Genomic DNA, 12,243 nt, shown 5'->3' with positions numbered 1-12,243 from the left:
ATATTTTGAAGATTCGGTTCTGAGGAAGAAAGACGTCCAGTCGTCGTAGAGGCTAGAGAATAAAAGGTATGCACACGTTGTGTTTTATTATTGATATAGTGAGGCAGAGAATCAGTATATGTCGATTTGAGCTTGGAGAGTTGACGCCATTCAAGAATGGTTGATACGAGAGATCTTTGTTCTTCGCAATCGATTTCCTCAAGATTTTGCGCTGAAGTTTTCCATTGACCCGTTTTTGTTTTAGTTCCGCCTGGTAGTTTGAGTTGTTCAAAGAGAACTTCACCTAATTGTTTTGGGGAGTTAATATTAAATTTTTCTCCAGATTCGAGGTATATTTTCTCCTCTAGAATTGCAATTTCCTTTCCCAGTTCATGTGAACTTTGAGAAAGAAGTTCCTTATCTATATGGATACCCTCAAATTCCATATCCGCCAATACGGTGACAATCGGCTTTTCTAGTCTCTCATAAACATGGAGTAGTTTCTCGGCAATCAATCTTGGCTTAAGGAGAAGCCATAATCGAAAGATGACGTCGCTATTTTCTATAGCATAGCTTTGTATCTGTGAAATAGGAATTTTGTTAAGAGGAATAGAAGATTTTCCTGTTCCTAAAATTTCCTTGCGAGTGATCAGTTGATGAGAGAGGTATTTTCCGGAAAGACTGGTTATATTGTGAGCAGAGCGTCCTGAATCCAATACATAAGAGATGAGTTTAATATCGTCAAAGCTACGAATCATGATTCCGTAACGCTGCATAACAAGAAAATCGTATTTAATGTTATGGCTTATTTTGAGGATTTTTTCGTCTTCAAAACAAGCTTTTAAATGTGCAAGAGCGATTTTGATAGGAATATATTGTTTTTCAGGAGAGGTGTTTTCTTCCGTCTCATCTTCAAAAGAAAAAGGGATATAAACTGTAGAAGTTTCCAACTTTGAAGGAAAAATATCTTTGTTAAGGATACTAAACGCCATACCAATGGGTTTTGAGCATAAGGCATCAGTTGTATCTGTGATCATTTTGAAGGAAATAGTTCCGGATTCTTTGAGTATAGATACCCATTTTCTAAGATCCGTAACATTGATTATCTGGATAGAGCTATCGTTGTTTATTTGAGATTGAGCCACAATTTCAGAGCGCGTTACAACCAATGCATGAGGAGTGTTTTCTGATATTTTTTCTTCCAGAAGATCTGCAGATTTTTCCGCTATAGAGGTCTCTTTTTTCCATTTTTCAGATATCTCTAGATATGCTGGTTCGATATGATTTGCATCACAATCACAGGCTTTGGCAACGCGTTTTGTGAGAGCCGTACATTCAAGGGCTTTAAGAAAAGCAATGATTTTGGAACCGTTTTGGGGTTCTAATGTAAGGTGATCCAGTGGAACAGTGATAGGAACATCAGTACAGAGTTTTACGAGATCACGAGACAGACGTGCTATATCAGCATTTTCTAAAATACTTTCACGTCTCTTTTTCTGTGTCATTTGATTTGCACATTTAAGAATACTTTCAAGATCTCCGTATTCCTGAAGAAGTGACGCTGCTGTCTTATAACCTATGCCAGGAATACCAGGAATATTATCAGAAGAATCACCAACCAGTGCTTGTAGGCACACCATTTTTTCCGGTGGGACTCCCCATTTCTTGATAACACTATCGATATCAATACGTTCTTCTTTGATGCTATCGTATAAACAAATTAAAGGACTGACTAATTGCATGAAGTCCTTATCTGCGGTTACTATAGTAACATAAACTCCTTTTTTTTCTGCAGAACGAGCATAAGTGGCAATAATATCATCAGCTTCAAAGCCTTTCATTTCAAGGGATTTTACTCCAAAGGCTTGTGTTGCCAAGCGCACGAGCGGAAACTGTGGTATTAACATTTCAGGAGCCGAAGAACGATTGGTTTTATATTGAGGGTAAAGATCATGGCGAAATGTTTTTTCTGGATGATCAAAGATAACAGCAAAATGCGATACTTTTCTGGAAACATCTTGGCTGCGAGAATTCTGTAATAATTTCCATAACATGTTACAGAAGCCAGAAACAGCATTCACGGGTAATCCATCGGACTTGCGGTGAAGAGGTGGTATTGCATAAAAAGCTCTAAATATAAAACTAGATCCATCAACGAGAAAAAGATGATCTTCTTTTTTCATGGATGATTATACTTTCAAAAGTTATTATTGCGGAAATATTTTGCGTATCAATCCTGCTTTTGGCTTTCCAGATTGAATTCGGCACGGAGATAAATGCGGAAATTTCATTGTGTCTTTTTATTTGTACATGCAGTCATTAGACTATAGTTGGTTTTTTAAGTATCCGTCAATTCATGATATTATAGAGAAAAAGGTCTATGCTGTTTTTTGTGAAAGCGTCTGGGTATTTCAGGAAAAAATACCATAGGAAAACAAGTCTATTCCATATTCAACCATGCCATCAACGTTGTAGATGGTATGGAAGAAATCAAGCATTGATCCACCCTAAAGTGATGGAATTTTCTATGATGAGGAATTGTCGTGAGAAGGATTGAAAGTATATCTAAGAAATATTTTTCATGAGATGCTCGCAATATCTCTTCAGATTCCGATCATTCTCTTCTTTTAGGTCAAATTCTTATTTCAAAAACAGATAGCTATTTCTGTCTTCTGTAACATGTTATGGAAATGATTACAAAATTCTCGCAGCCAACATGTTTCCAGAAAAGTATCGCATTTTGCTGTTATCTTTGATCATCCAGAAAAAAAATTCACCACGATCTTTATCCTCAATATAAAGCCAATCGTTCTTCGGCTCCTGAAATATTAATACCATAGTTTCCGATCATGCGCTTGGCGACATAAGCCTTTAGAGTAAAATCCCTTGCGAAGTATCTTACTTTTTTGTTTTTAATATAAAAATCCTTATTTCTCTGCGTTCAAGGAGGAATTTTTCATTTTATGAGTCAGGATATTCCCCTATATCTCCAAAGGTTTTTGAATAGATTATACCCTTTCAAAGAAAAATTTGGGAAATATCCTAACAAAATAGAATGAAAACGGTCCCTTTTACTTTGGGCTTCCTGCGGTAAGATCACTGGCTATACTGAATTTTTCGCCCAATAGAGTTTTGTAAACTTGATAATTTTCCATAACGCGTTGAACATAGTTTCGTGTTTCTCCAATAGGTATGGTCTCAATCCAGTCTACAACCTTGTCAAGGGGATATGGACGGGGATCGCCATATTGTTCCAACCAAATAGAGGTGCGTCTAGGTCCTGCATTATAAGCAGAAAATCCCAGAATATAAGATCCACCAAAGCGACTTATTTTATCTTCTAAGTAATGGAGACCAAGAGTGATATTATACTTCGGATCTTCAAGAAGTTTACGAGGTTCCCATGGAATACCAAGTTTGGTCGCCATATCTTTGGCTGTACTAGGAAGTATCTGCATCAAGCCATAGGCATTAGCCTCAGAGATTGCCAAGGTATTGAAGCCGCTTTCTTGACGTGCAACGGCATGGACAAGGGCTTGTTGATCTTTAGAAAGATTCATATCGCTAGGGACGATTCCCAGAGGAAAGGCGACTAAAGCAACATCCAATCCGCGATTATAAGCCGTTTTTCCTATTTCTAGGACAAGATCTAGACCGTTTCTTTGCTTCGCCATATCTGATAGGAAAGCTATTTCGGAAGGAGAATTGAGTTTTTGGGCAAGAAGTTTGTAAAAAGGACGCGTAAAATCATCCTCTTTTAATTCTTCAAGACGCAAAATAACTCTTCCCATCGAATGAGACGTAATACAGGATTTTTGACTGTGTGTTGGAGAGTGTTTTTTAAATTTTAGAAGGTTGCGTCCTAATTTAACAGTAGAAAGTTGTCCATAGAATGTCGCAGGATAGGCAGAAGCTCTGGTATAGTATTGGTTGGCTTTTGCCTGTTTTTGTGATTTTTCTGCTGTTCTTCCTAACCAATATAAGGCACGTGATCGTGATAATGGTGATCTCGAGTAGAGCATAATATTATTAAAATGCTTTTCTGCTTTTGGAAGATCATTCAAAAAATTAAGAGCATACCAACCAGCTTGGAATTGGGATTCCGTAATATAGGTTGTATCAGTAGTAGTAATGATATCAGAAATAACCCTATAAGCTGCATCAAAGTTTTTTTCATTGGCGAGAGATCGGCTTATAATCTGTTGCTCGGTTTTCCAAAGCATAGGATTAAAAAGATCTTTAGCATTGCGAGGGCGCTTTTTAAGAAGAAGTTCTCCTGCATCAGCATATTTTTTCTCGTAACGCAGATATCTTATCTTGCTAAACAGGTAACAAGGATCATTTGACCACTTCTTGCTGGCGTCATCTAAGAGCTTAGCTGTCTCCTGAGAAGGTTCTTTGTTGTTTACAACGGACCAAACCATGAAAAGAGATTCTGCTTTTGCAAGAGTTGCAAAACGTTTTGCTTGGTTTAGATTATTATAAAAAAGCAATAAACTCATTCTAAGCTTATGGTCAGAAATATCGAGAAGGGATGGAAAATTCTGCAGAACAAAATTTTCGATTTTTTCGTCAAATAATTTCTTATGCCACATAGATTTTAAAATAGTTTTTGCATGGGTAATGTTTCCTTTTTTCACTAATGCGCTTACCAGAAGAATCGTTCCTTCAGGGGTTTGTGGAGGACGTTTAGCAAAAACTTTTAAGATACGCCTCGCACTAGGTTGTTCATTAAAGAGTGCGTATTCTAGATAGGAGGTTATATTTTCAAAATATGGCCAGTCCTGGAGTTTCTTGCGTGCCTCAATAAGCTCTGAAGAAGGCACAGATTTATTGCCTGACGTCGCTATGGCCCAGGTTAGTATGTCTCTGTCTAATTTCTTCTTATAGGGCATTTTATCGCGAATACGAATTGCCTCAAAGATATCGTCGCTTGATATAGCTGAAAGTCCTTTCTCTAATTCACTTTGGCTATTCTGATGCGGTATTTTATGAGGAGCTTCCAAAGAAGTTTTGCCGTGATTATGAGGAGAAATTCCGTTATTCGGTTGTTTTTTAGGAGTTTCCAAAGAAGCTGTGTCGTGATTATGGGGAGAGATACCGTTATTCGGTATTGTCGCGGAAGAATTTGAAGGAAGAGATTCTTTCTGTTCCAGTACGCGGCTGTCTGAACATCTTGCTGAACAGATGATTGGGGGAGAAGAGAGAATTAAAATGATATATATTATAGAATTTCTGAATTTTTTCATGATATTAATCACCAATTTATTGTCAAAAAAGTAGCTATAAATCTAGAGATTTACATCTTCTAATAGGTACCATAAAAAAACACACTCGTCTACCTCCACCTCCTGTGAAAGATGCCGATTTTATTTTGGTATATTATAAAAAATGAGTGTTGTGGTAGGCTTGTTATGTTTTGCTAGTTTGTTTATGATTTGATATCAAAAGAAATGGCCATAGGGGTAGATTTTATGTTCAAGGGTTCGATTCCTGCTCTAATAACGCCGTTTACAAAGCATAACCATATTGATGAGGAGGCCTTTTCCGAACATATCGAGTGGCAAATTTCTGAAGGTTCTAATGGGATTGTTCCTGCCGGCACAACGGGTGAATCAGCAACTTTATCACATAAAGAGCATTATCGCATTGTTGAATTATGTGTTAAAACAGTTGCTGGCCGTGTTCCTGTGATGGCTGGAGCAGGTTCCAATAATACAATAGAATCTATTGAATTAGCGCGACATGCTCAAAATATTGGTGCCGATGCCGTGTTGGTTATTCTGCCTTACTATAACAAGCCTAACGCCCAGGGAATCTGGGAGCATTTTAGCGCTATAGCGAAGGCAGTGGATTTGCCGATTTATATCTATAATAATCCAAGTCGTACTGTTGTTTCAATGGATGTTGATACGATGGCTAAATTGGTAAAGACCTATCCCAATATCGTGGGTATTAAAGATGCGACGGGGAATATTGCACTGGCATCAGAACAACGCATCGCTTGTGGCGCTGATTTTATTCAGTTGTCGGGAGAGGATTCGTCGGCTTTGGGATTTCATGCTCACGGTGGAGTGGGATGTATTTCTGTTGCAGCAAATGTTGCACCAAAGCTTTGTGCCGAATTTCAACAGGCCATGCAGAGAGATGATTATCGCAAGGCTCTTGAATATCAAGATAAGCTCATTCCCCTATACAAGGCACTATTCATGGAACCCGCTGTATGTGGAGTAAAGTATGCGTTATCTCGTTTGGGGAGAAAAATATCTTGTCGTGTGCGATTGCCTATGGTTTCAGTTCTTGAAAAAGATACAATCCTTGCTATTAATAGGGCTCTTGAATATGCAGGGATATTGACTGCATAATATTGTTTTTTAAAGAATTCTTTCTCAAATTAAGAGCATGATATTCATTGGAATTGAAAAAGAGTATGAATTCTCATTCTAAAAAAAACCTATCCAAAAAATTGATTTCTGAGAATCGAAAGGCTCGGTATAATTACCATATTATTCAGTCTTACAATGCTGGCATAGTGCTGACGGGCACTGAAGTGAAGTCATTGCGGGTAGGAAAAATCAATATTTCCGAGTCTTATGCTTCTTGTGAAAATGATGAAATTTGGTTGATAAACGCGTATATTCCAGAGTATACGCAAGCCAATCGTTTTAATCATGCTCCACGACGACATCGTAAGCTTCTTCTTTCCAAAAGAGAAATAGGTCGTTTGTATTCGGCTGTTCGTCGTGATGGTATGACACTTGTTCCACTGAAGCTTTATTTTAATGAAAAAGGATTGGCAAAGCTTGATCTTGCACTCGCTAAAGGTAAGAAAAATTACGATAAACGCGAGACAGAAAAAAAACGCGACTGGAATCGTCAAAAAAACCGTTTGCTTTGAAACAAAAGATCTGTTTGAAATCAAATCATCAAGGTAATTTTATGCAAAATTCACAAGAATCTGTAGTCCAAATACCAAGTTTTGCTTAATAGATGATCATATTGCTGTAGGATTTTATACTATCACGGGCTGTGTCTAAAAAGGTGCATGGCTATCAGGCAAACTGATGATTTGAATGCCCTTATTCGTTTTATAATTTTCATATTTTGGATTATTATTGAATGCATCGCTCATGCTGTGATTGTGGGCTATCAAAGAATCATGAAAGCCAATTCCTTGAGAATGATGCTCAGTTCATTCACTCAAGAAACCTTGTGCCTTGTATTTTTTTGGGGAGATGGTTTATAGATGATAGGATGAGAAAGAAGGAGGGACTATAGAAACGCTAGGAGCATTGAGATGCTCAATCAATAATTGTCATGGCAACCGCCGCAATCATGATTAGTATTTTCGAAAAATACCGTGCATCTTGGTGTGGATATTTGCTATGTTGATACTGAGATCAGAGCGATTTTCCTCCAATCATTTGTTTTATTCCCCTACGTCCATATCAACTTTATTAGCTGGTTTTTCAGAGTTATTTCAAGAAGAACAATATGTGGTAAACATGAATTTTTTAATTTATTCTAGCGGTAAATTATCCATTGTATCTTAGATAATTTCATGTTTTTACTCTCTAAACTCTTCCGGCATCAATCAATTGATAAGGTTCATCTCGTATCAGTCTCTGGATAACAAGTTTGACCCGACATGCGCATCTTCTTTTTGTACCCGTCTATTTTGCTTTGGAAAATAATTCTGAAAAGTGTCCCCCCTCGCATTGGCATCCATTCCTAGAAAATTAAAATTCAAAATATCTGGAGATAACATAATTATAATCCCATATATTTTGGCTGACTATAATTTTAAAAAGAGTAATCCTCGGGGCGTATTCTTTCTCATGGAATGTAATGTGACTTCATCAGCTATTGTTCGTATAGATCAATAAAAAGGCAATGAATCTGATGAAAAGTTTGGTATTGGTTCTGGATTGAATGTTCAATTACCCCTTCTAGGATTAGGTTCTTTTTCTTTTAGGGTTTAATCTCCTCTCTCCAGGGTTCAACTTTTGCTCTAGTATTTAACTTTGCCTTCCATCATAAGATTCTTGAGAAGATATGATATTTTGGTTTATGAGATTCTGATATTTAGCCTTCAATGCAGTGAAATCCTTTTCAAGATGTATTCTTTTATTCTGGATATTCTCTTCAAAATCTGGCTCGTTAACGTATTTTTGAGTATTTTTTGAAGTTAAAAACTGCGTTATTTCCTGGAAAATTTTGTGTGCATCAAAGCTATAAAACATAATTTCTGGATGTTTTGTATCATTGAAAAATCCCTTTATTCTTTCAATATTACCATTCTGAGACATGTTTTCCATGTACTCCTCTAACGTATGAGATGTTAGAGGTGAAGGCATAAATATAGGCGCAATAACTTTTGCTTCTGGTGTTGTATTGGTGCTGCTGATGGATTCTGGTGTTGTGCTAATACTGCTTATTTGGGGAGAATTTTTTACTAGGTCAGAAGAATTACAAGACGCTACAGCGCAACACATTGCAGACAATAAAACAGGGTAATACTTAAGATTAATCATAAAAAGCCTTTCTTACAAAATATTTTTAGTTTTTTTAAACAAAAACAATAGTATTGGTATTAAAATTCCATATGTGTATTATAGTTATTCTATTTAAGAATTTTAAATTGAATCTCTGATTGAGAGTTCAATCTCCCCCTCTCTCTAGGATTCGACTTTTGCTCTAGTATTTAACTTTGCCTTCCATCATAAGATTCTTGAGAAGATATGATATTTTGGTTTATGAGATTCTGATATTTAGCCTTCAATGCAGTGAAATCCTTTTCAAGATGTATTCTTTTATTCTGGATATTCTCTTCAAAATCTGGCTCGTTAACGTATTTTTGAGTATTTTTTGAAGTTAAAAACTGCGTTATTTCCTGGAAAATTTTGTGTGCATCAAAGCTATAAAACATAATTTCTGGATGTTTTGTATCATTGAAAAATCCCTTTATTCTTTCAATATTACCATTCTGAGACATGTTTTCCATGTACTCCTCTAACGTATGAGATGTTAGAGGTGAAGGCATAAATATAGGCGCAATAACTTTTGCTTCTGGTGTTGTATTGGTGCTGCTGATGGATTCTGGTGTTGTGCTAATACTGCTTATTTGGGGAGAATTTTTTACTAGGTCAGAAGAATTACAAGACGCTACAGCGCAACACATTGCAGACAATAAAACAGGGTAATACTTAAGATTAATCATAAAAAGCCTTTCTTACAAAATATTTTTAGTTTTTTTAAACAAAAACAATAGTATTGGTATTAAAATTCCATATGTGTATTATAGTTATTCTATTTAAGAATTTTAAATTGAATCTCTGATTGAGAGTTCAATCTCCCCCTCTCTCTAGGATTCGACTTTTGCTCTAGTATTTCAATTTATCCTTCCAAGGTTCGTTTCTTCTGTAAATTGTATATTAATCCAGATAAAGAAAGGACAAAGGATAAGCTAAAATATTTTTGCTTATCCTTTGTCCTCCTTAAGATTTCTGAGCGATAGTTATATGCATCTTAACTTTGCATTCCATCGTGATGATGCTCAGATACTTTTCCACTATTTGCGGATATCAGAAAAAGAACTTTTCAGAATTCAAGATATTGATGTTATATTTGAATCTGTCGATACTTGATCTGTGCTCTGACCATTTTGTGGAGTTTTGTCTAATTCTGTCGACTCTTGATCTATGCCCTGATCGTTTTGTGGAGTTTCGTCTACTGCTGTCGATACTTGATCTGTGCTCTGATCGTTTTGTGGAGTTTTATCTAATTCTGTCGACCCTTGGATCGTTTTGTAGAGTTTCGTCTATTTCTGTCGACCCTTGATCTATACCCTGATCGTTTTGTGAAGTTTCGTTTACTTCTGTCGATCCTTGATCTATGCTCTGACCGTTTTGTGGATCTTCCGAATCTAGTTTATTGAAAAGTTTTTCAGCTATTACTCCAGATACTGTTGAAACCATATCAACGACATCTTTTTTGCACTTTTCCAGTTTATTTTCCGTCGAATCTTTTGTCAGGTCAGCACTTCTTTTTGTTCTTCCTAATTGGGATGGTTGGAGTGGGGTAGTTGGAGTGGATTTGACTGGATCAGCAGAATTACAAGACGCCAAAGTAAAACACATTGCAGACAATAAAACGGGGTAATGCTTAAGATTAATCATAAAAAAATCCTCTCTTATAAAATATTTTTGGCTTTAAAAAAACGATTATTAATATTGAAATTGAAGATATATAGTACAATTATATAATTTAAGTTTCTTAAAACATAAAAAAAAATTATAATTAAGTAATAAATTTTATATATTGATTATTAAGCTATGTATTTTTATTTCTATATTGCGTAATATTTTAAAAATATAATTTTATTATTGGTTTTTATTTTCAGTATTTTTCGTATAAATAAACAATAGGGTAATGAATCTAAGGAAAAGTTTGGTATACGCTTTGAATTGAATATCTGATTAAGGGTTTAATATCCATCAAGTATTTTATTCTTTCTCAATGGATCAATTTCCTATTTAGGATTAAAGTCTTACTTTGGAGTTTAAGTCTCTCCCTATAGAGATTCGATTTATCCTCGTAAATTATATATTAATCTAGTATAGAGAGGAAAAAGGGTAAGCCAAAACATATCTTTTTGCTTACCCTCCCATTTTAATATTTCTCAAGGACAGTTTTGCGCATTGTTTTAATCCTGCATTCCGTTACAAAGATATTAAACGGTTTCTTAATCAGTTATTTTCTGCTTGTTTTTGAGCTCATCATATTCCGTTTTAAGATTTTTCAATGAATTACCGAATTTGACTTCATCATCTGACGTCCCTGACGAAATGATAATCTTAGCTAGGTCCCAGGTCGATGACGCATTTTCGCCGTATTTCTTAATTTCTGCGTCTGCGCTATCATTAATAGTCTTAAATTCTTGTTTAATGTTATCTTTTAGCATAAAATTATTAAAATCAGCTGCAGTTTTAATGTTTGTAAGCGGACTCGCATGTACAGGCTTGATAACAGGGGATGGGACGTTATTATTTATCGTCTGGTCATCCTTTTTTACTGGGTCAGAATTACAAGACGCTAAAGAAAAACAAAGTGCAGATAATAAAACAGCGCAATACTTAAAATTATTCATAAAAATCATCTCCTATAAAGTATTTAAAAAATATATTTCTAGATTAAAAAAATAATGTTTATTAATATAGATATCGACATTATATACTGTAATTATTTAATTTAGGTATTTTAAGTTGCAAAAAACAATTATAAATTTAATAATAAATTTTATATATTTATCATTAAAGTGAATGTTTTTATTTTTATATTGAATAATATTTATAAAAATAATTTTATTACTTGTTCTTGGATCTAGTGTTTTTCGTATATGAATACAGAATGTGGTAATGGATCTGATAAAAAGTTTAGAATAGAGTTTAAATTGAATGTCTATTGAGGATTCATTCTTCCTCTTTAGGATGAAAATTTCTCCCTCTATAGAGATTTGATTTCTCCTTGCAAATTGTATAGTCGATTTTTTGTTTTCTGATATGCATATTGTATCAGTATCTAAGAAGGGACATAAAACATGCTTGAAGTGATGGTTTGCTCTCAATTAAGCGATGCGTTAAAACGATAAAGTATTAAAAAAATAGACAAACCTTATTGAAAATACTTGGCAATCGCATTGTCGTTGCGAGATATTATCATCTGATGTTACGATGATTTCTCTAGAAGCCATTGCGGTAAATCAGTTTAAAAATTTTTTGTCGCACGATAATATATATTGATCTCAATACGATGACAAAGCCACATATGGTATTTGGATGTTTGTCATAAGAAGTATGCGCTAAAAGTCTATAGGATATAGGCATTGGCTACTGACTTTTGATTGAAGGTCTATAGGTTGCAGAATGCTAGTAACAGACTCATAGACTGCAGGCTTGTTGGCTTATTGATGGCTGTATGGTGCTGGTTCAAGAGAGGCTTTGGGATATATGGCAAGCAAAGCTGTTGTTGGTTACTAATCGATTTGCTTGTTATGATGACGAGATGTCGATCTCTATAATCATCTGCTTATAAAGCGTTTTATGCTTTAAATATAATCACAGGTAGCATTTTAATTATCCGCCAAAAACCCACCAAAGAAATTGTCTTTGGTGAGCGCGCTGGGGATCGAACCCAGGACCCACTGATTAAAAGTCAGTTGCTCTACCGACTGAGCTACGCGCTCTCAGAGAATCTTATTTACAA

The 12,243-nt window shown here is 35.4% G+C and carries 8 protein-coding genes and 1 tRNA gene; 2 read left to right on the top strand and 7 right to left on the bottom strand.

What is annotated here, in order from left to right; all coding sequences use genetic code 11:
- On the bottom strand, nt 1-2,162 hold a 2,162-nt coding region (locus H0G72_RS01990; protein ID WP_182017096.1), incomplete at its 3' end, for a DNA polymerase.
- Between the two features lie 888 nt (nt 2,163-3,050).
- Nucleotides 3,051-5,228, bottom strand: coding sequence for a lytic transglycosylase domain-containing protein (locus H0G72_RS01985; protein WP_182017094.1), 2,178 nt, complete (start codon nt 5,226-5,228; stop codon nt 3,051-3,053).
- A gap of 225 nt (nt 5,229-5,453) precedes the next feature.
- Between H0G72_RS01985 and dapA the strand changes: the two genes are divergently transcribed.
- Both dapA and smpB read left to right on the top strand, forming a co-directional pair.
- Nucleotides 5,454-6,344, top strand: coding sequence for a 4-hydroxy-tetrahydrodipicolinate synthase (gene dapA / locus H0G72_RS01980; RefSeq protein WP_182017092.1), 891 nt, complete (start codon nt 5,454-5,456; stop codon nt 6,342-6,344).
- Between the two features lie 65 nt (nt 6,345-6,409).
- Nucleotides 6,410-6,877: an SsrA-binding protein SmpB gene (smpB, locus tag H0G72_RS01975; RefSeq protein WP_182017090.1), complete on the top strand. Its 468-nt coding sequence runs from the start codon at nt 6,410-6,412 to the stop codon at nt 6,875-6,877.
- A 1,120-nt stretch (nt 6,878-7,997) separates the two neighbouring features.
- Here smpB and H0G72_RS01970 read toward each other — a convergent pair.
- From H0G72_RS01970 to H0G72_RS01950, 5 genes are all read right to left on the bottom strand, one after another.
- The gene (locus H0G72_RS01970) at nt 7,998-8,513 is read right to left on the bottom strand and encodes a hypothetical protein (RefSeq protein WP_182017088.1); all 516 of its coding nucleotides are present in this window, start codon (nt 8,511-8,513) and stop codon (nt 7,998-8,000) included.
- Between the two features lie 170 nt (nt 8,514-8,683).
- Nucleotides 8,684-9,199, bottom strand: coding sequence for a hypothetical protein (locus H0G72_RS01965; RefSeq protein WP_182017088.1), 516 nt, complete (start codon nt 9,197-9,199; stop codon nt 8,684-8,686).
- 556 nt (nt 9,200-9,755) lie between these two features.
- The gene (locus H0G72_RS01960) at nt 9,756-10,157 is read right to left on the bottom strand and encodes a hypothetical protein (RefSeq protein WP_182017086.1); all 402 of its coding nucleotides are present in this window, start codon (nt 10,155-10,157) and stop codon (nt 9,756-9,758) included.
- Nucleotides 10,158-10,723: 566 nt separating this feature from the next.
- Entirely contained in the window at nt 10,724-11,128 is a 405-nt protein-coding gene (locus H0G72_RS01955) for a hypothetical protein (RefSeq protein ID WP_182017084.1), read from the bottom strand.
- Between the two features lie 1,019 nt (nt 11,129-12,147).
- Nucleotides 12,148-12,223, bottom strand: a tRNA-Lys gene (locus H0G72_RS01950).
- Between the last annotated feature and the right edge of the window lie 20 nt (nt 12,224-12,243).

The sequence above is a fragment of the Candidatus Liberibacter sp. genome (assembly GCF_014048425.1).
Taxonomy (GTDB): domain Bacteria; phylum Pseudomonadota; class Alphaproteobacteria; order Rhizobiales; family Rhizobiaceae; genus Liberibacter.
The sequence above is the reverse complement of the archived record's forward strand: the minus strand, read 5'-3'. Positions and strand labels throughout refer to the sequence as shown.